This window comes from Staphylococcus sp. FSL W8-0271 (genome assembly GCF_038006605.1).
Lineage (GTDB): Bacteria > Bacillota > Bacilli > Staphylococcales > Staphylococcaceae > Staphylococcus > Staphylococcus cohnii.
The window spans coordinates 948362-967587 of the sequence record NZ_JBBOVM010000001.1 but is presented as its reverse complement, the minus strand read 5'-3'; the positions used below and the strand labels follow the sequence as shown (position 1 = coordinate 967587).

At 33.0% G+C, this 19226-nt stretch carries 16 protein-coding genes; 3 read left to right on the top strand and 13 right to left on the bottom strand.

Annotated elements, in window-relative coordinates:
• Positions 1 to 215: 215 nt before the first annotated feature.
• From gatB to gatC, 3 genes are read right to left on the bottom strand one after another with little or no spacing between them, the layout of a single operon-like run.
• Positions 216 to 1643, bottom strand: coding sequence for an Asp-tRNA(Asn)/Glu-tRNA(Gln) amidotransferase subunit GatB (gene gatB / locus NST87_RS04690; protein WP_019469601.1), 1428 nt, complete (start codon positions 1641 to 1643; stop codon positions 216 to 218).
• 12 nt (positions 1644 to 1655) lie between these two features.
• Positions 1656 to 3113: an Asp-tRNA(Asn)/Glu-tRNA(Gln) amidotransferase subunit GatA gene (gatA, locus tag NST87_RS04685; protein ID WP_019469600.1), complete on the bottom strand. Its 1458-nt coding sequence runs from the start codon at positions 3111 to 3113 to the stop codon at positions 1656 to 1658.
• A 1-nt stretch (position 3114) separates the two neighbouring features.
• Complete coding sequence (gene gatC, locus NST87_RS04680) at positions 3115 to 3417, bottom strand: Asp-tRNA(Asn)/Glu-tRNA(Gln) amidotransferase subunit GatC (protein WP_019469599.1); 303 nt, start codon at positions 3415 to 3417, stop codon at positions 3115 to 3117.
• A gap of 381 nt (positions 3418 to 3798) precedes the next feature.
• Between gatC and putP the strand changes: the two genes are divergently transcribed.
• Complete coding sequence (putP, locus tag NST87_RS04675; RefSeq protein ID WP_103211101.1) at positions 3799 to 5334, top strand: sodium/proline symporter PutP; 1536 nt, start codon at positions 3799 to 3801, stop codon at positions 5332 to 5334.
• A gap of 98 nt (positions 5335 to 5432) precedes the next feature.
• Here putP and NST87_RS04670 read toward each other — a convergent pair whose 3' ends face one another.
• The 10 genes from NST87_RS04670 to NST87_RS04625 form a co-directional block, all read right to left on the bottom strand.
• Entirely contained in the window at positions 5433 to 6644 is a 1212-nt protein-coding gene (locus NST87_RS04670; RefSeq protein ID WP_019469597.1) for a CamS family sex pheromone protein, read from the bottom strand.
• A 12-nt stretch (positions 6645 to 6656) separates the two neighbouring features.
• Positions 6657 to 8660, bottom strand: coding sequence for an NAD-dependent DNA ligase LigA (gene ligA / locus NST87_RS04665; RefSeq protein ID WP_019469596.1), 2004 nt, complete (start codon positions 8658 to 8660; stop codon positions 6657 to 6659).
• A 3-nt stretch (positions 8661 to 8663) separates the two neighbouring features.
• The gene (pcrA, locus tag NST87_RS04660) at positions 8664 to 10868 is read right to left on the bottom strand and encodes a DNA helicase PcrA (RefSeq protein WP_019469595.1); all 2205 of its coding nucleotides are present in this window, start codon (positions 10866 to 10868) and stop codon (positions 8664 to 8666) included.
• A 5-nt stretch (positions 10869 to 10873) separates the two neighbouring features.
• Complete coding sequence (locus NST87_RS04655; protein ID WP_019469594.1) at positions 10874 to 11557, bottom strand: heptaprenylglyceryl phosphate synthase; 684 nt, start codon at positions 11555 to 11557, stop codon at positions 10874 to 10876.
• Between the two features lie 285 nt (positions 11558 to 11842).
• Positions 11843 to 12145 (bottom strand): YerC/YecD family TrpR-related protein, encoded by a 303-nt coding sequence (locus NST87_RS04650; protein WP_019469593.1) that lies wholly within the window; start codon positions 12143 to 12145, stop codon positions 11843 to 11845.
• Between the two features lie 85 nt (positions 12146 to 12230).
• The gene (gene purB / locus NST87_RS04645; protein WP_019469592.1) at positions 12231 to 13526 is read right to left on the bottom strand and encodes an adenylosuccinate lyase; all 1296 of its coding nucleotides are present in this window, start codon (positions 13524 to 13526) and stop codon (positions 12231 to 12233) included.
• Positions 13527 to 13874: 348 nt separating this feature from the next.
• Positions 13875 to 14060, bottom strand: coding sequence for an NETI motif-containing protein (locus tag NST87_RS04640; protein ID WP_019469591.1), 186 nt, complete (start codon positions 14058 to 14060; stop codon positions 13875 to 13877).
• Entirely contained in the window at positions 14057 to 14635 is a 579-nt protein-coding gene (locus tag NST87_RS04635; RefSeq protein WP_019469590.1) for a DUF2179 domain-containing protein, read from the bottom strand. The genes NST87_RS04640 and NST87_RS04635 overlap by 4 nt, the downstream gene beginning before the upstream one ends.
• A gap of 69 nt (positions 14636 to 14704) precedes the next feature.
• Positions 14705 to 15541: an ammonia-dependent NAD(+) synthetase gene (gene nadE / locus NST87_RS04630; RefSeq protein ID WP_340721361.1), complete on the bottom strand. Its 837-nt coding sequence runs from the start codon at positions 15539 to 15541 to the stop codon at positions 14705 to 14707.
• Positions 15534 to 17003 (bottom strand): nicotinate phosphoribosyltransferase, encoded by a 1470-nt coding sequence (locus NST87_RS04625; protein ID WP_019469588.1) that lies wholly within the window; start codon positions 17001 to 17003, stop codon positions 15534 to 15536. Before NST87_RS04625 ends, nadE begins: the two co-directional genes overlap by 8 nt.
• A 242-nt stretch (positions 17004 to 17245) precedes the next feature.
• Between NST87_RS04625 and NST87_RS04620 the strand changes: the two genes are divergently transcribed.
• On the top strand, positions 17246 to 18313 hold the full coding sequence (locus NST87_RS04620; RefSeq protein ID WP_040029804.1) for a nitric oxide synthase oxygenase: 1068 nt from the start codon (positions 17246 to 17248) through the stop codon (positions 18311 to 18313).
• A gap of 39 nt (positions 18314 to 18352) precedes the next feature.
• The gene (locus NST87_RS04615; RefSeq protein ID WP_040029803.1) at positions 18353 to 19162 is read left to right on the top strand and encodes a prephenate dehydratase; all 810 of its coding nucleotides are present in this window, start codon (positions 18353 to 18355) and stop codon (positions 19160 to 19162) included.
• The last annotated feature ends 64 nt before the right edge of the window (positions 19163 to 19226 follow it).

The following is a 19226-nucleotide window of genomic DNA, read 5'->3' as shown; positions in this document are numbered from 1 at the left end:
CGTTCTTATAGTATTTCACACATACTATCCCTTGAATTTAGCAATTTATAAAATCGTATTAAAAAGTAGTAGTTCAATGCGCGCTTAAAATTTTATAAAAAAACGTCAATTCCTATTTTGTTATAGAAATTGACGTTTAATACTTTATCCAAGATGTTTATATCTCGGGCTCTTCATTAATTAGATTATAACCGTTTAAAATACAAATGATATTGTTATCTTTTATCTAACTCTTGTTTTAATAATTGATTCACTAATTGTGGGTTAGCTTGACCTTTTGAAGCTTTCATAATTTGACCTACTAAGAAGCCCATTGCTTTACCCTTACCATTTTGATAGTCTTCAACTGATTGTGGGTTATTGTCTAATGCTTCATTTACAAATTTAAGAAGTGTCGCTTCGTCAGAGATTTGGACTAAACCTTTATCTTCCATAATTTGTTTTGCATCTCCACCATTTTCAGCTAGTTCTGGGAAGACTTTTTTAGCGATTTTACTGCTCATTGTGCCATCTTCAATTAATTTAATCATACCAGCAAGATTTTGTGGTGTAAGTTTTGTATCTAATAATTCTATTTGATGTTTATTCAAGTATTCGTTTACGCCACCCATTAACCAGTTGGAAGTTAATTTTACATCAGCACCTTCTGCTACGGCACCTTCAAAGAAATCAGACATTTCTTTTGTTAATGTAATCACGTGTGCATCATATGCTGGTAAACCAAATTGATTCACGTATTTTTCTTTTCGTTCATCTGGTAATTCAGGAATTGTTTGACGTACGCGTTCTTTCCATTCATCGTCAACATATAAAGGTACGATATCTGGTTCTGGGAAGTAACGATAATCGTCTGACCCTTCTTTCACACGCATAAGAATTGTTTTACCTGTAGATTCATCAAAACGTCTCGTTTCTTGTAAGATTTCTCCACCATTCAACAATTCTTCTTCTTGACGTTTTTCTTCATATTCTAACCCTTTACGTACATAAGTAAAGGAGTTTAGATTTTTCAGCTCTGCTTTTGTTCCAAATTCTTCTTGACCGTATGGGCGTAAAGAAATATTGGCATCACAACGTAGTGAACCTTCTTCCATTTTACAATCTGACACACCAGTATATTGAATAATCGAACGTAATTTTTCTAAATAGGCATATGCTTCTTGTGGTGAACGAATATCTGGCTCAGACACAATTTCAATCAATGGTGTACCTTGTCTATTCAAGTCAACCAATGAATAACCATCTTTATGTGTTGATTTACCAGCATCTTCTTCCATGTGTAAGCGTGTGATACCTATACGTCTTGTTTCACCGTCTACTTCAATATCAATATAACCATTTTCACCTATTGGTTGGTCAAATTGTGAAATTTGATATGCTTTAGGATTATCAGGATAGAAATAGTTTTTTCGATCAAATTTTGATTCTGTTGCAATATCCATATTTAATGCCATTGACGCTCTCATCGCCCAATCAACGGCACGTCTGTTGACAACTGGTAATACTCCAGGGTAAGCCAAATCAATTACGTTTGTGTTTGAGTTAGGTTTCGCTCCAAAATGTGCTGGCGATGGAGAAAACATTTTAGATTCTGTTTTTAACTCAACATGGACCTCTAGTCCAATAACTGTTTCAAAATGCATGATTTCCACTCCTTATAAATTTTCGTATTCATTATGCAAATTAAATTTTGATTCATATTGGAAAGCGACACGATATAATGTTTTCTCATCAAAAGGTTTACCAATAAATTGCAAACCAATAGGACGTCCATTCGCTTTACCACAAGGAATAGATATACCTGGCAAACCAGCTAAATTAACTGGTGTTGTTAGTAAGTCATTCGCATACATTGTAAGTGGATCATCGATTTCTTCACCTATATTAAATGCAGTTGTTGGTGTTGTTGGCCCAACTACAACATCATAGTTATCAAAAATACGATCAAAATCGTTTTTTATTAATGTTCTAACTTTTTGTGATTTCTTATAGAACGCATCATAGTATCCTGAACTTAGTGCAAATGTGCCAAGGAAAATACGACGTTTAACCTCTTCACCAAATCCTTCACTTCTTGACATTTTATATAATTCTTCAAGTGAATTTGCTTCTGGAGAATGATAACCGTATCTGATACCATCAAAGCGTGATAAGTTTGAGGATGCTTCAGATGATGCGATTACATAATAAGAAGGAATGCCATATTTCGTATTCGGTAATGAAACTTCTTCTACTGTAGCACCTAATTCTTTCAATGTTTCAACAGCTTTTTTCACAGATGCTTTCACTTCATCAGATATACCTTCACCAAGATACTCTTTTGGTAATGCCACTTTAAGGCCTTGAATATCTTTACCAATATCAGATGTAAAGTCTGCATCTTCTACAGGTGCACTCGTACTATCATTTTCATCTAAACCAGTAATTGCTTCTAATACTAAAGCATTATCTTTAACATTACGCGTTAACGGTCCAATTTGGTCTAATGAAGACGCAAATGCTACTAAACCAAAACGTGATACACGACCATAAGTTGGTTTTAAACCTACTATACCGCAATAAGCTGCAGGTTGACGAATTGAGCCACCAGTATCTGAACCTAAACTAAAAGGTACTAATCCCGCTGCAACAGCTGCTGCTGAACCACCAGATGAACCACCAGGAACAGCTGTGTGATCAGATGGATTTAACGTCTTCTTGAAATAAGAAGTTTCTGTAGAACCTCCCATTGCAAATTCATCCATGTTTAGTTTTCCGATTAAAACAGCTTGTTCATTGCGTAATTTATTCATTACTGTGGATTCATAAATAGGTACAAATCCTTCTAACATTTTACTAGCGCAAGTTGTTTCTACACCTTCAGTAATAATATTGTCTTTAATTCCCATTGGAATACCAAAGAGTTTGCCTTCCATTTGGTCTTTGGCTTGTAATTCATCTAATTCCTGTGCTTTTTTAAAAGCATTATCTTTATCTAATGCAAGAAATGAATTAATTGTTGGATCAGTTTCTTCAATTGCATCATAGATATCGTTCACTATTTGTGAAGGTTTAATTTCTTTATTTTTTATTAATGTAATTAAATTTTCCACAGATTCATAACGGATGGTCATCTTAAGCGTCCTCCTCATTCATGATAGATGGTACCTTGAACTGTCCATCTTCCGTCTCTTTAGCATTTTTTAATGCAAGCTCTTGAGGAATGCCCTCGATTGCTTTATCTTCTCTTAACACGTTTTGTAAATCTAATACGTGATAAGTTGGCTCAATTGAGCTAGTGTCTGCTGTATCTATATGATTAGCAAAATTTAAAATACTTTCTAATGTATCTTGCATTTCAATTGTTTCTTCTTCAGATATTTGAAGTCTAGCTAAATTAGCAATATGCTCTACCTCTTCACGTGTAACTTTAGCCATTAAATAAAAGCCTCCTTTTTACTCATTCATTATAAAATTGTATCAAAATTCCAAGCAAAAATCTAAACTTTTCAACAATAACAATAAATAACCATATTTTAATTAAGTTCCGTTTGCTAAACATTTGTAATTATGTAACTTAAATATGTTTCAAAAACAATATATACACTTTTCATAGTATTAATGACAATTATTGCATAATAAATCATAACTTTTATAAACTGTGTAATATCATTTTATATTTTGTAAGCATTTTCATTTTGGTCATTGAGCTAAATATTTTAAAAAACTAAAAATAAATCCACTCTATTTATAAATTACATTGCATAATAATTCATGTAACACAATTTAATATTCTGGGGATAAGGGAGTTGAAGTATTATGTTTATTCTAGGCACATCTTTAGCTAATCAAGTTCACGCTACTTGGCAAACGTATATTATGATTATCATTTATTTTATCATTTTATTAATTATTGGCTATTACGGTTACAAGCAATCGACAGGTAATTTAAGTGAATTTATGCTGGGAGGTAGAAGCATTGGCCCTTACGTAACTGCCTTATCAGCAGGTGCATCAGATATGAGTGGATGGATGATTATGGGTCTCCCTGGATCTGTATATAGTACTGGTTTATCAGCAATGTGGATTACAATCGGTTTATCACTCGGTGCTTATATTAACTATTTTGTAGTCGCACCTCGCCTCCGCATTTATACTGAAATTGCAGGAGATGCTATCACCCTGCCAGACTTTTTCAAAAATCGACTCAATGACCGTAAAAATTACATAAAAATAATTTCAGGTCTAATTATTGTTGTGTTTTTCACTTTATATACACATTCTGGGTTTGTATCTGGTGGAAAATTATTTGAAAGTGCTTTTGGATTAAACTATCATTGGGGACTTATCATAGTTGCGGCTATAGTTATTTTTTATACGTTCTTTGGTGGATATTTAGCTGTATCCATTACAGATTTCTTCCAAGGTGTAATTATGCTGATCGCAATGATAATGGTTCCTATTGTAGCACTTATAAAACTCAACGGTTTGGATACTTTTAGCGAAGTAGCAGCTATGAAACCTACCAATATGGATTTGTTTAAAGGTACAACGTTTTTAGGTATTATTTCATTATTTGCCTGGGGTTTGGGGTATTTTGGTCAACCACATACCATTGTTCGATTCATGTCCATTAAATCACATAAACTTTTACCAAAAGCAAGGCGTTTAGGTATTAGCTGGATGGTTATTGGTCTCTTAGGCGCAGTTGCTGTAGGTCTCACAGGTATCGCATTTATACCTCAATACCATATTAAAATGGAAGATCCAGAGACACTCTTTATCATTATGAGCCAAATTTTATTCCATCCTCTTGTAGGCGGTTTCTTGTTGGCAGCTATCTTGGCAGCTATCATGAGCACAATTTCATCTCAGTTATTAGTGACTTCTATTTCATTGACTGAAGATTTTTATAAACTTATTCGTGGTGAAGCGAAAGCAAAAACTCACGAAAAAGAGTTTGTAATGATTGGACGACTATCTGTTTTACTAGTTGCAATTATTGCTATTTGGATTGCTTGGTCACCAAATGATACAATTTTAAATCTTGTCGGTAATGCTTGGGCAGGATTTGGCGCAGCATTCAGTCCGTTAGTGATTTTCTCACTATACTGGAAAGGGTTGTCTCACGCTGGCGCGCTGAGTGGTATGATTACAGGAGCTTTAGTCGTTATTGTATGGATTGCTTGGGTTAAACCGTTAGCATCAGTAAATGAAATATTTGGTATGTATGAAATTATACCTGGTTTTCTAGCAAGTGTGATAGTTACTTATCTAGTAAGTAAAATTACTAAAAAACCTGGTGAATTTGTAGAGCACGATTTAAATAAAGTAAAAGAGATTGTTAAAGAATAATCGAATCGCAACGCTTTCACTATAAATTGATACTAAAAAGCCACTCTTGTAACACTTGTCGTGATTACATAGAGTGGCTTTTATCGAGGAAACGTATATTAATTATTGTTTTTATAAATATGAACTTGTGGATCTTTGTCATCTTCAGTTTTACTGATTAAAGCTTTTGCTTTGTTACCATCTTTTATGCGAATTTCATATTCGTCAATATCATCAAAGTATTTCTCTGCTTGTTCAGTGATGTATTGTGTGATGCCAATTGTTTCTGCTTCACCATAATAATCAATCGGTACATCAACTGTTAATTGTTTCGCTTTTTTATTATCGAATTTAACTGTACCCACTGCTTGAGTAAAGTTGTTAAAATACGTCTGTAAATTATCATTAAATTGCTTAAAATTATTATTTAAATTTTCATCAATTTCGCCTGCTTCATCAGAAGGTAACAATGCTGTAGTTTGATTTATATCTTTCCATTCATTAATACGCGTCTTGCCGTCTTCAACTGTCGTACCAGCAATAAATTCACCTGGAACAATTGAATTTTCACCTGTTTGTTTATAAATTGCAAAGTGTATTGGTATGTTTTTCAAATCTTTATTTTCTCTGACTCTCGACAAAATTTCTCCTGCCATTTGCTTACCTTGTTTTTTAATTTCTTTGTCATCTAATTTTTTACTATAGGTTTCGCCATCTTTTTCTTTTTGATAGTAATATGTACTATTCATAGCTAGACCGATAGTCATACCTTTAATTTCCTTACCTTTAGTATCACCACTCGCATAAAAATCTTGTTCTAAAATATTAGAAAGATACGCAGGTGATTCTTCAGCAATTTTTTCTGGATCTGTTTCTCCATTATGAGATGGATTTAGACCTAAATTCTCATTCGCTTTCTTTTCTTTTCGTTCATCTTCATCCATCGCATCTACTTCAGATTTAGTATATTTTGGATCTAAATAAGCATTAATCGTATCTTTATCTAAGTACTGACCATCTTGATATAAATAATCGTCAGTTGGAAAAACTTGTTTACTCAATTCTAAGAGGCCGTTTTCGAAATCTTCCCCATTATAACTATTTGCCATGTTATCTTGTAATAAACCACGTGCTTGGCTTTCTTTAAATGGTAAAATCGTTCTATAATTATTGCCTTGAACATGTTTATCAGTAGCGATTTCTTTTACTGAACCGGATTTTTCTTGCTGTTTATTGTCATCAGGTTGTTCTTTACTTTTTTCACTATCATCATTTCCACATGCTGATAATAGAAAAATTGCTGAGATGAATAGTATAATCGTTCTTTTCATGCATTATCTCCTCTATCCCTCTATTTCTTTTTGTTTCTGGACAAAATCATCCTCCGTCCAAACTTCTGTGCCAAATTTTTCGGCTTTTGTAAGTTTTGAACCAGCGTCTTCTCCAGCAATTACTAAATCTGTCTTTTTAGTAACACTATTTGTAACTTTAGCACCTTGCAATTCTAACCATTTTGAAGCTTCATTTCTTGTCATTTGGTATAACTTGCCAGTTAATACAATGGTCTTATTAATAAATTCTGGATGACCTTCTAACTCGGTTGTTTTGACGCCTTTGTAAGTCATATTAACATGTTTTTCCTTTAATTTATTAATAAGTGCACGGATATCTTCATTTTCTAAATAAGTGACTAATGATTGTGCTAATTTTTGACCAACATCATAAATTTCAATTAATGATTCTTCAGTAACATCAAATAAATGATCCATCGTTCCATATTTTTCAGCAATGACTTGGCTCGCTTTGACCCCTAGGTGTCTGATTCCCAAACCAAATAGTAAATGTTCCAATGAGTTTGTTTTAGAATGTTCAATCGCATTTAATAGATTGTTGACTTTCTTCTCACCCATTCTCTCTAATGGTAGCAAATCATCTTTAGTTAAGTAAAATATATCAGCAACATCTTTTATTTTTTTATTTTCATAAAGTTGTTGAATGATTTTAGTACCTAAACCATCTATATTCATTGCTTGTCGTGATACAAAATGAATCATACCTTCAACGAGTTGTGCTTGACATTTTGGATTGATACATCTTAATGCTACTTCCCCTTCTATTCTTACTAGTTCATGATCACAACTAGGACAATGTGTTGGCATATGATAAACTTCTGCATTTTTCGGTCGACGATCTAAAACGCTTTTTATAACTTCTGGTATGATATCTCCAGCCTTTTTAATTACTACACTGTCGCCAATTCGGATATCCTTTTCATGAATTAAATCTTCATTATGTAAAGAAGCTCTAGAAACTGTAGTTCCCGCTACTTTTACTGGTTCAAGTATCGCCGTAGGTGTCACGACGCCTGTTCTACCAATACTAAGTTCAATATCTAATAAATCTGTTATGACTTCTTCAGCAGGGAACTTGTATGCAATTGCCCAACGCGGAGATTTTTGTGTATAGCCAAGCTCATCTTGTTGATCTAAATCATTCACTTTAATAACAATGCCATCAATATCATATGACAACTGTTCCCGCGCTTCCGTCCATTTTTCAATATAGTCAAATACTTCTTCTATAGTTTGAGCACGTTCTCGTTCTTTATTTGTTTTAAAACCTAATTTATCTAATTCATCTAAAGCTTCACTTTGTGTGTGAGCATTAAATTGTGTAAAGTCATTCACACTATATAGGAAAACGCTTAGTTTTCTCTTTGCGGCAAGTTTGGAATCTAATTGCCGCAGTGAACCAGCAGCCGCATTTCTTGGATTAGCAAATGGTTGCTCGTCATTTTGTGCCTTGGCTTCGTTTAAATCAAAAAATGATTTTCTAGGCATATATGCTTCACCGCGAACTTCAAATGTTCTAGCTTCATTAATCTTTAATGGTATTGCATGTATCGTTCTTAAGTTTTCGGTAATATCTTCGCCTGTAGTACCGTCACCACGTGTTAAACCTTGTACGAACCTACCATTTTCGTACTTAAGAGACACAGCCAAACCATCTATTTTCAACTCGCACATATATTCAACATGATCAATTTGCTCACGTATACGCTGATCAAATTTTCTTAAATCTTCTTCATTAAACGCATTTCCTAAACTCAGCATCGGTGTATCATGATTTACCTTTTCAAACGTTGATTGAGCTGAACCACCTACCCTTACTGTAGGTGAATCAACTGTTTGATACTCTGGATAGTTTGTCTCAATATCTATCAATTCGTGCAAAAGTTTATCATATTCACTATCTGGTACTGAAGGATTATCTTGTACATAATATTCATAGCTATATTGATTTAGCAATTGATGTAATACATCGACACGCGATTGTAAGTCAGCCACACTTTATTCCCCTTTCTTTTCAATAGGTGCAAATTGAGCAAGCAAACGCTTAGGGCCTTCAGATTTAAAGATAATATCTAGTTCAACTGAACCATTTTTTTCATTTACATTGCTCACCATGCCCTCACCCCATGATTTATGAATAACTTTGTCACCAACATGCCAATCCGTTGATTGTTGTGCTTTTTTAGAAGAAGTAACACGTTTACTATAACCTCTTTTTTCAGGTTGTTTGGTTGCAGATTTAAATCGATTCCCTTGTGCTGCAGATCGTGTTTTATTTTCGTTCTCTAATAAATCTTCAGGTATTTCTTTCAAGAATCTTGAAGCCATATTGGACTGAGGTCTGCCAAAAAGCATTCTTGAAGTTGCATGCGTTAAATATAACGTTTCTTCAGCACGTGTAATCGCAACATAACAAATCCTTCTTTCTTCTTGCATTTCATGATCATCATCACTTTTGATTGCTCTTATATGTGGGAATAATGATTCTTCCATCCCCATTATAAATACAATAGGAAACTCTAATCCTTTTGCTGAGTGCATTGTCATCAATGTTATACCATCATCTATTTGCGCTTCATCTATATCTGCAACTAAAGATAAGTCTGTTAAAAAGTTAATTAATGACTGTTCTTCTAATGGGGTATTCTCTTCATAATCATTAGGCACTGACATAAATTCATCTATATTTTCTAATCTACTTCTTGATTCTAATGTTTGTTCTCGTTCCAACATCTCACGATAACCTGATTTAACTAGTACCTCTTCTACGATTTCAGTAATCTCTAAAAATTCTTGTTGTTTAATTAAGTTCTGTATCATGTCATAGAAAGTAATACATGCTTGCGTAACTTTTTTAGATAAACCTATAAAATCCACTTCTGCTAGCGCGTCAAACATACTTATATCGTTTTGAGCAGCATAGGCTTGAATTTTATCTACTGTCGAAGGTCCAACACCGCGTTTCGGCACATTTATTACACGGCGTAAACTTATATCATCATTACTATTGGATATAATTCTCAAATAACTAAGTAGATCTTTAATTTCTTTTCGGTCATAGAATTTTTGACCACCGACCATTGTATAAGGCATATTAGATTTCATAAAAGTCTCTTCTAACACACGAGATTGTGCATTAGTACGATACAAGATAGCCATGTCTTTGAATTTTTTTCCGTTGCGTTGTTGTTTCATAATTTCTTTGACTACATATTCAGCTTCATCTCGCTCAGTAGTAGCTTCGTAGTAGTGAATTTTATCTCCAGATGTATTACCTGTCCATAGTCCTTTAGGTTTACGCTCTGAATTATTTTTGATTACTTCGTTAGCTGCATTTAATATATTTTTAGTTGAACGATAATTTTGTTCTAAAAATATCGTTTTAGCTTCAGGATAATCTTCTTCAAAGGAAAGTATGTTCTGAATATCAGCGCCACGCCAGCCATAAATAGATTGATCAGAATCTCCAACTACGCATAAGTTTTTAAATTTAGATGCTAAAAGATTAACTAATGTATATTGTGCTTTGTTCGTGTCTTGGTACTCATCGACGTGTATGTATTGGAATTTATTTTGGTAAAATTCTAATACATCTGGCACACGTTCAAATAATCGAATTGTAACCATGATTAAATCATCAAAATCCAATGCTTCGTTTCTTGATAACTGTCTTTGATATCCTTTATATACTGTAGCAATCATTTGCTCATGATAAGTATCAGCTTCTTTTTGAGCATCTTCTGGTGTTTTTAATTCGTTTTTTAGATTACTTATAGCACCGATAAACATTCTTGGTTCGAACTTTTTACTATCAATATTTTCATTTTTCAATACATCTTTGATAACTGATTTTTGATCGGTTGGATCAATAATAGTAAAATTACGTTCAATGCCAATTCTATCTGCGTCTCTTCTCAATATTCTTACACACATTGAGTGGAACGTTGACATCCATATAACTTGAGCTGGTTCACCAACTAAAGCTTCCACACGTGCTTTCATTTCTTTTGCTGCCTTGTTTGTAAAAGTAATCGCTAGAATGTTGTATGGAGATACGTCTTTTTCATCAAGCAAGTAAGCTATACGATGAGTTAAAACACGTGTTTTGCCCGAACCTGCACCCGCCATAATAAGTAATGGCCCTTCTGTAGTGCGTACTGCTAAGCTTTGTTCATCATTCATCTTATTTACTAATGCATTCATTTATGTTACTCCTTTATCTTAACTGTTTTTAATGCGCTTTTAATATCTTTATAAACGATATCACCAACGATAATCGTATCAACAATCGAAGCCATTTTTTCAGCCTCTTCTTGATTACTAATGCCACCACCATAAAATAGTTGTGTATCACTTAACATATTTGCAGCTGTTTTAACCTTTTCAACATCTCCATATGTACCACTATATTCAAGGTACATGACTGGTAATTTATACATCTCATTAATCATTTGAGCATATGCTTCAATATCTTCATCTGTTAAATTTGTTTCAGCTTGTGTAACTTGTGCTACTTTACTTTCAGGATTCATGACAACATATCCTTCAAAAACAACCTCTTCAAAATCAATAACGTGTCCAAAAGATTTCAATGCATCTAAAAGTATGCCATTGTGATATTTTACATTTGTACTATTCAATACAGTCGGTACAAAATAAAAGTCAAATCCAGGCATAACACTTTCTATATTGGAAATTTCAAAAACTAGAGGTAAAGGATACCTCCTCACCCTACTCATCAATTGAATAACATTATCTTCAGTAACATCATCTGTTCCACCGATCATAATTGCATCGGTTTGAGACATACATATTGCGTCTAAATCTTCATCAGAAATAGACTTGGCAGGATCTAATTTGAAAATATGTTTCCACTTTTTAATGTCATACATGATATGTTACTCCTTTTTTTAGCATACTTTTGATTATATCATTTTTAACCACCGAGTTCTAAAACGATATAGGATTTCACAATGTATTTTAACATGACAAATAAATCATAAGTTAATCATGTTTCTAGCTAAATATATTCAAAACATTTAAAGCCTCGACTCTATTTTATCAATACACTTTAAATTAACAACAAAAAAACTGTCAGCAAAGAATGTTTCTTTGCTAACAGCTTTTCAAATGAAATCATTAAAATTACACTTCGCTATAATATATAGAATTGTTAATTAATCGGTCGTTTCAATATTCATGCGGTCTAGAATCATTGTGTAAGCATCATTTCCCCATTGTAAAGATCTTTTAACACGAGAAATCGTTGCAGTTGAAGCACCAGACTCTTGTTCAATCGTCGCATAAGTATATCCTTGCTTAATCATTTTTGCGACTTGCAATCGTTGAGATAACGATTGGATTTCATTTACTGTACATAAATCGTCAAAGAATTGGTAACATTCTTCTCTGTTTTCTAATGTAAGAATTGCATCAAATAATTCATCTAATGCTTTTCCTCTTAATTTTTCTATTTGCATTAAAAACAACCCCTGTACTTTCATTTTAATCTTAATTCAACGTGCTAATACATTAAAGTGTAACGATTTCATCAGTAAATTTCAATTATTCTAATCCTGCACGTTTAAAAATCGTATCAACTTGATTTAAATGGTGTTTTGGATTGAAACATTCATCTAATTCTTCAGTGCTTAATAAATCAGTAATAGATGAATCTTGTTCAATTAATGTTCTAAATGGTGTTTTTGTTTCCCAAGACTCCATCGCTTTTGGCTGTACTTTATCATATGCTGCTTCACGTGCTAAACCTTTATTTATCAACGCTAATAATACACGTTGCGAATAAATAAGACCAAATGTTTTATCGATATTTGCTAACATATTATCTTCAAATACAGTAAGTCTTTCTACAATATTTGTAAATCTGTTTAATCCGTAATCTAAAGCTATCGTTACATCTGGTAGCATGATTCTTTCTGCAGATGAATGCGAAATATCTCTCTCATGCCATAAAGCTACATTTTCATATGCAGTTGTAATGTATCCTCTGATAACACGTGCAATACCAGTGATATTTTCTGAACCAATTGGATTACGTTTGTGTGGCATTGCTGACGAGCCTTTTTGACCTTTAGCAAAAGCTTCTTCTACTTCTCTTGTTTCAGTTTTTTGTAAATTACGTATTTCCACTGCAAATTTTTCCATAGAAGTGCTAATCAACGCTAAAGTAGCGATATAATATGCATGACGATCACGTTGCAATGTCTGAGTAGAAACAGCTGCTGTATCCAAACCTAAATTTTCACAGACATGCGCTTCAATTTCGGGCGGGATATTCGCAAAAGTACCTACTGCACCACTCATTTTACCGACTTCTATTTCTTTTCTCACACGTTTAAAACGCTCTAAATTACGTTTCATTTCTGTATACCATAATGCCATCTTAACACCAAATGTTGTTGGTTCCGCGTGTACACCGTGTGTGCGTCCCATCATCAAAGTATACTTATAATTTTTAGCTTTTTGAGCTAAAACATCAATAAATCTTTCTAAATCTTTTTCAATAATATCGTTTGCTTGTTTAATAACATAACTTAGTGCAGTGTCAACTACATCAGTTGATGTTAAACCGTAGTGAACCCATTTACGCTCTTCACCCAATGTCTCTGATACTTGTCTTGTAAATGCAACGACATCGTGTCGTGTTTCTTCTTCAATTTCTTTTGCGCGGTTAACATCAACCTTTGCGTTCTGACGAATTTTCGATACATCTTCAGCTGGTATATCACCTAATTTACTCCAAGCTTCACATGCGAGTATTTCTACTTCTAACCAAGCCTCATAGCGATTTTGATCCGTCCAAATATTAGACATTTCTTCTCTAGAATAACGTTCTATCATTGAAATAAGCTCCTATCTTGCGTAAGTTTTAGTTCACAAACTTCAAAAACATGTACATTCAATTAAAAAATACGATTAAAGTTCGTGTTTAATCTTGTCATTATTAGTTTAACAGAATTGACCATAAATGTATAAGTCTTTTCTATCTTCTTACAGAAATTTTAACACGTTTTATCAAAAGGCGTGCAGAAAAACCTTATTCTACTCAAAAAAATTATTAATCTATATCAAAAATGGAACTACATGATTAAAAAAATCGTTGACCTGAGTTTTTTATCTCTGTCAACGATTACACTTATATATATATAACACTTATTCATATCTAATTTCTTAGCTATTTTGGAACAATTATTCTATTAATTTGCCAACAAATTGAATTTCTTGTCTATATACTTCGTATTCACCATCTTTATTTTCCTTATAAATTGGTTTTTCAAAGCGTTTAATAGGCATATATCCAGCATCTCGCATACGTTGCAAACAATCTTGTATCGTTTCGTTTTCTTCTACTTTAAACTTTTGCTGCTTTTTCATATACTTTCCACTTTATCCGGATCATATTGTTTAAGTTTCTTACTGCGCACACCTTTAACCCAAAAACCGCCGTGAATTGTTCTTGGTTCGTATGCAATAATAAACGCTTTTTCATCAATTTGCTTAATTGTTTCTATTAATTTTAATTCGAAACGTCTTGGTGTTAATATTTGTAAAATTAACCTCGTACCATCTCTACCATAAGCAGTATTATGCGTAACCCCATAACCTAAATCTCTTAATTGCTTTGGTAAATCTAATTCATATTCAGATGAAGTAACATTCACAACTGTATAGCCAAGCGCTAATTTCTCTTCAATTTTCATGCCTACAATAATACCGATTGAAAATCCAAAAGCATATGCAAAGACATTTTGAATTTGATCTAAACTAGACATAACCATTCCCAAACCAATTACATAGACTAAAACCTCTAAGAAACTTACAACTGCTGCAACATAACGATAACCTTTGAGTGTTAATATCGTTCTCATTGTCAAACAAGTTACGTAAGCAACATTAATAATAAAAATAGCTAAAACCATTAACCATGGATTAGATGTGATTACTGACATGTTCATTTCCCTTTCTTTCTCATTAAATCCAAATTATTTTATCAGTAACTTATTATTTTGTCACTAAAATCATTCGAAATCTGTTTGATTTTTTGGCCATGTATACCTTGTGTAAGCTAATTCTCTTTTATGTGCATTTTTAATATAATGATTTTCTATGATAGCTTTTGCTTCTTTTGGCACTTGTTTACCTTCTAAATAATCATCTATTTGAGCATAACTAACACCAAGTGCTTCTTCGTCTGGTAGCTGTGGTTTATCTTCTTCTAAGTCAGCCGTTGGTATTTTTTCATATAAATGTGCTGGTGCATCTAAATACGCTAAGATTTGTCGTCCTTGACGTTTATCCAGACCAAATAACGGGCCAATATCCGCTGCACCATCACCATATTTTGTAAAAAATCCTGTTAGGTTTTCCGCTGAGTGATCGGTTCCCACTACGATACCTTGTTTATTTGATGCAATCGAAAACTGCACTTTCATACGCTCACGTGCTTTTTCATTCCCTTTTTGGAAATCAGTAAGCGTAATTCCAGCTTCTTTTAACGATTGTACACTTTGATCTACAGCAGGTTTAATGTTAACCGTAATTGTTCGATCTGGTTTTATAAACTTCAAGGCATCTTCAACTTCATCCGCATCTTTTTGTTCGCCATACGGTAATTTAACCGCAATAAATTGACAATCAATATCCTTTTCCTTTAATTCATTTACTGCAATTTGGCACAGCTTACCAGCTAAAGTCGAATCTTGTCCACCTGAAATGCCTAAAACTAAGGATTTGATAAATGAATGAGATTGGATGTAATTTTTTATAAATTGAACAATATTACGTGTTTCTAATTTGCTATCAATGTTGGATTTAACTTTCATTTCTCTAACGATAATATCTTGAATTTCATTCATTTTCTTCTTCCATCTCCTTCACATGTTCTGCCACTTCAAATATACGTTTGTGTTTATTTTCCCAACATTCTGTACTTAAATCAACCGGATACTCTTGTGGATTAAGGTGACGTTTGTTTTCATCCCATAAATATGAAAGACTTTCAGTCAAATAGTTTTGCGCTTCCTTTTCGCTCGGTAAGTCATAAACGAGTTCACCAGCTTTAAAAATATCATGATGTAATGGTTTAGCTATAAAAGACTTTATAAATTTCATCTTATACGTATGAACAGGATGGAATAATTTAAGTGGCGACTCATCATAAGGATCTTCATGCGCTAACGTTATGTAGTCACCCTCAGCTTTGTTGGTTTTCTTATTAATAATGCGATACACATTTTTCTTACCTGGTGTTGTTACCTTTTCTGCATTGTTAGATAGCTTTATTCGGTCTACATAATTCCCTGAAGCATCTTCAACTGCCACAAGTTTATATACAGCACCTAAGGCTGGCTGGTCGTAACCAGTAATTAACTTAGTACCAACCCCCCATGAATCGACCTTTGCACCTTGCGATTTCAAACTTGTAATTGTTTGCTCATCTAAATCATTTGACGCAATAATTTTAGCGTCAGTGAATCCAGCTTCATCTAACATACGACGTGCCTCTTTTGATAAATATGCAATATCACCAGAATCTAAACGTATACCAATAAAGTTAATTTCATCACCAAGTTCTTTAGCCACTTTAATCGCTGTTGGCACACCAGATTTCAAGGTATGAAAAGTATCAACTAAGAACACGCAATTTTTATGACGTTCTGCATATTTTTTAAATGCAATATATTCATCACCATAAGTTTGAACCATTGCATGCGCATGTGTCCCTGATACTGGTATACCAAAAAGTTTTCCGGCACGCACATTACTAGTCGAATCAAATCCACCAATATATGCTGCTCTTGCACCCCACAAAGCAGCATCTGCTTCTTGTGCACGTCTTGTTCCAAATTCCATTAATGTATCATTAGGCGCAACTTGTTTTATTCTACTTGCTTTAGTAGTAATTAACGTGTGAAAATTTACAATATTTAACAACATCGTTTCAATTAATTGCGCTTGAATGAGTGGTGCTTCAACTCTTAATAAAGGTTCATTACCAAAGCATAATTCTCCTTCTTGCATAGAACGAATATCACCAGTAAACTTCATATCTTTTAAATATTCCAAAAAGTCTTCTTGATAACCAATAGATTTTAAATATTTAATATCCGATTCTGAAAAATGAAAGTTATTAATATAAGCAATAACTCTTTTTAATCCATTAAACACTGCATAACCACTGTTGAATGGCATATTTCTAAAATATAAATCAAATACAGCATATCTCTCATGAATACCATCATTCCAATAACTCTCCGCCATATTTATTTGATATAAATCATTATGTAATACTAAAGTATCATCCTCAAATTGGTACACCGCTATCTCTCCTATCGGCTTTTTCATTAGTTTAACACAAAAAATTAAACGTTTATATCTGAAACAAATTTATCTATATTACTTCTATGATAACTTCTGAACATTATTAAATATAATTTTGTTATTTATTATTTATTTAGTTATTAGTAAATTCAAAATAGTAGCGACAAAATCATGACAATTCTATAGTTAAACAATAAAAATAGAAAGAAATATCGTATAATATGTGCGAGGTGTTTTATATGTTAAATGAAGCTAAATCATTTATTCAGACAATGTATCAAGAATTAAATTATAATGAAAATACTATATTAGAACGGATAAATCAGATAGAAACACAAATCAACTTATCAGGTACGTATGAACATACGAATGAAGAACTTGTATATGGTGCTAAAATGGCATGGAGAAATTCAAATCGTTGTATAGGTCGTGCATTCTGGGATGCTTTAACTGTCAAAGATGCAAGGCATGTTCAGTCAGAACATGAATTTATAGACGCTATAGAAAATCATATTCAATTTGCAACAAATGATGGAAAAATCAAACCATGTATCACTATTTTTGCCGCTCAAAACCCACCAAAAATATTTAATAATCAACTCATCAGATATGCTGGATATGAAGATGTTGGTGACCCTGCTGAAATAAAAATCACTCAATTAGCAGAACATTTAGGATGGACAAGCAATCATACTGATTTTGATATTTTACCTTTAATTTATAAAATTCCTGGTGAAACATTGAAATTTCATAATTATCAACCTGAATTAATTAAGGAAGTTCCCATTACACATGACCGTTTTCCAAAATTAGCAAAGCTTGGTTTAAAATGGTATGCCGTACCAATTATATCAAGCATGGACTTGAAAATTGGTGGAATCACATATCCAACTGCACCATTCAATGGTTGGTATATGGTAAATGAAATTGCTGTGCGTAATTTTACCGATTCATATCGCTATAATTTACTAGAAACCGTTGCAGAAGCTTTTGAATTTGATACACTAAAGAATAATTCTTTTAATAAAGATAGAACATTAGTTGAATTGAATTATGCAGTATATCATTCATTTAAAAATGAGGGCGTGTCAATGGTTGATCATTTAACCGCTTCAAAACAATTTGAAAGATTTGAAAAAAATGAACGCAAAAATGGAAGATATGTAACTGGTAAATGGTCTTGGTTAGCACCCTCTTTATCTCCTACGCTAGTATCTAATTACCATCATGGATATAAAAACGAGGTTAGAGAACCAAATTTCTTTTATAAAAAACAATCACCTGCTTCTGGGTGTCCTTTCCATTAATTTTTAAAATTAACACATATATACAAGGGGTAACGTCAAATGAAATTATATTATTTAGGTCCAAAAGGAACATTTTCATATTTAGCAGCAAAACAATATCAATCAGAATCTGAGTTTGACTATATATCCAAATCTAATTTGTATGAAGTTGTTACTGCTGTCTCAGAAGATGATCAAAGCATTGCTGTTGTGCCTATCGAAAATTCAATCGAAGGTACAATCAATATTGTTGCCGATGCCTTAACGCAACAGAACATTTATGCTCAGGGAGAAATTCATTTAGATATACAATTTGCTTTATATGGCCCTGAAAATGCTACAGTAAATGATATCTCAAAAGTTTATTCAATAAGCCCAGCAATTAGTCAAACAAGTAAATATATACAACAGCATAACTTCACATATGATTATGTAGATAGCACGATACAAAGTTTAGAAAAAATAACTAACCAAGTTGGTGCAATCGCACCTTTAGGTAGCGGGGAAACTTATGGTTTCCAACCTATAGAACAAAACATTCAAGATTTCCCTCACAATGTTACACGCTTTTTAGTCGTAAGTAACCAGCCGCAACATTTGGACAATGCAAGCGATACTATGTTACTCATCACACCGCAATTTGACAAACCAGGTTTACTAGCAAGTATTCTAAATACCTTTGTGCTTTTTAACATCAACTTATCTTGGATTGAGTCTAGACCCTTAAAAACACAATTAGGTATGTATCATTTTTTCGTCCAAGCAGACACTGGGTTAACAGAAGAATTATCTAAAGTCATTAAAATCTTGAACACTTTAGATTTTCAAGTTACAGTCATTGGGTCTTTCAATAAGTTAAATCACGATTAACTATTAAAGTAAAACTTATTGAAACTTTAACTCGCAAGCTTATCATCTTATATACTTCAATAAT

Bases quoted from the DNA above. Each gene is read 5' to 3' on its own strand.
- gatB (WP_019469601.1), bottom strand. From the start codon at position 1,643: ATGCATTTTGAAACAGTTATTGGACTAGAGGTCCATGTTGAGTTAAAA.
- nadE (WP_340721361.1), bottom strand. From the start codon at position 15,541: ATGAATGAAATTCAAGATATTATCGTTAGAGAAATGAAAGTTAAATCC.
- purB (WP_019469592.1), bottom strand. From the start codon at position 13,526: ATGATAGAACGTTATTCTAGAGAAGAAATGTCTAATATTTGGACGGAT.
- pcrA (WP_019469595.1), bottom strand. From the start codon at position 10,868: ATGAATGCATTAGTAAATAAGATGAATGATGAACAAAGCTTAGCAGTA.
- gatC (WP_019469599.1), bottom strand. From the start codon at position 3,417: ATGGCTAAAGTTACACGTGAAGAGGTAGAGCATATTGCTAATTTAGCT.
- NST87_RS04670 (WP_019469597.1), bottom strand. From the start codon at position 6,644: ATGAAAAGAACGATTATACTATTCATCTCAGCAATTTTTCTATTATCA.
- NST87_RS04655 (WP_019469594.1), bottom strand. From the start codon at position 11,557: ATGTATGACATTAAAAAGTGGAAACATATTTTCAAATTAGATCCTGCC.
- NST87_RS04650 (WP_019469593.1), bottom strand. From the start codon at position 12,145: ATGCAAATAGAAAAATTAAGAGGAAAAGCATTAGATGAATTATTTGAT.
- NST87_RS04635 (WP_019469590.1), bottom strand. From the start codon at position 14,635: ATGTCAGTAATCACATCTAATCCATGGTTAATGGTTTTAGCTATTTTT.
- NST87_RS04620 (WP_040029804.1), top strand. From the start codon at position 17,246: ATGTTAAATGAAGCTAAATCATTTATTCAGACAATGTATCAAGAATTA.
- gatA (WP_019469600.1), bottom strand. From the start codon at position 3,113: ATGACCATCCGTTATGAATCTGTGGAAAATTTAATTACATTAATAAAA.
- NST87_RS04640 (WP_019469591.1), bottom strand. From the start codon at position 14,060: ATGAAAAAGCAGCAAAAGTTTAAAGTAGAAGAAAACGAAACGATACAA.
- putP (WP_103211101.1), top strand. From the start codon at position 3,799: ATGTTTATTCTAGGCACATCTTTAGCTAATCAAGTTCACGCTACTTGG.
- NST87_RS04615 (WP_040029803.1), top strand. From the start codon at position 18,353: ATGAAATTATATTATTTAGGTCCAAAAGGAACATTTTCATATTTAGCA.